General features: G+C 77.6%; 1 protein-coding gene. It reads left to right on the forward strand.

Features of this window, described 5'->3' with window-relative positions; all coding sequences use genetic code 11:
• Window positions 1-3 precede the first annotated feature (3 nt).
• A complete protein-coding gene (panC, locus tag FOE67_RS26655) occupies window positions 4-996 on the forward strand; it encodes a pantoate--beta-alanine ligase (RefSeq protein WP_182667381.1) in 993 nt (330 codons plus the stop codon).
• Window positions 997-1,059 lie beyond the last annotated feature (63 nt).

Raw genomic sequence — 1,059 nt, forward strand, 5'->3', positions numbered from 1 at the left:
CCCGTGCGCGCCGCCGCCGACCTCCCGGCCCCCGCGCCCGGTGTCCGCCGGGCCGTCGTGATGACCATGGGCGCCCTGCACGAGGGCCACGCCGCCCTCGTCCGGGCCGCCCGCGAACTGGTCGGCCCCGCCGGCCGGGTCCTGGTGACGGTCTTCGTCAACCCCCTCCAGTTCGGTGCCGGGGAGGACTTCGACCGCTACCCCCGCACCCTGGAGGCGGACGCCGCCGTCGCGGCCCGGGCCGGCGCCGACCTGCTCTTTGCGCCGTCCGCCGCCGAGGTCTACCCCGACGGCGAGCCGCTGGTACGGATCGCCGCCGGCCCGATGGGCGGGCTCCTGGAGGGCGCCTCCCGACCCGGGCACTTCGACGGGATGCTCACCGTCGTCGCCAAGCTCCTGCACCTGACCCGCCCGGACGTCGCCCTCTACGGGGAGAAGGACGCCCAGCAGCTCGCGCTGATTCGCCGCATGGTGCGGGACCTGAACTTCCCCGTGGAGATCGTCGGCGTCCCCACCGTGCGCGAGGAGGACGGGCTCGCGCTCTCCAGCCGCAACCGCTACCTGGACCCCGACGAGCGGGTCACCGCGCTGGCCCTGTCCCGGGCGCTGTTCGCGGCCCGGGACCGGCTGGCGGCCGAGGCGGTGCTGCGCGCCCGCGCGATGGTGGCCCCCACCGACGAGCGGCGGGCCCTGGCGCTGGCCGCCCTGCACGAGTCGCGGGCCTCCGCCGACGCGCACGCCGTCGCCCTGGCGGGCGACCCGGTCGGGGCCCTCGCCTCGCCGGTCTCGGCGTTGGCGGCGGCCCGTGCCGTGCTGGACGAGGCGCGGGAGGCGGAACCGCCGCTGCTCCCCGACTACCTGGCGCTGGTGGATCCCCGGGACTTCCGCGAGGTGCCCGCCGACCACGTCGGCGAGGCGATCCTGGCGGTCGCCGCCCGGGTGGGTTCGACCCGCCTGATCGACAACATCCGTCTCACCTTCGGAGCCCACCGGTGACCGGCCACGACCGCCCGGGGACCGGCGACACCGTCCCCCCGCCCGGCGACCCCCCGGGGTCGC

This window comes from Streptomyces calidiresistens (assembly GCF_014141525.1).
GTDB lineage: Bacteria > Actinomycetota > Actinomycetes > Streptomycetales > Streptomycetaceae > Streptomyces > Streptomyces calidiresistens.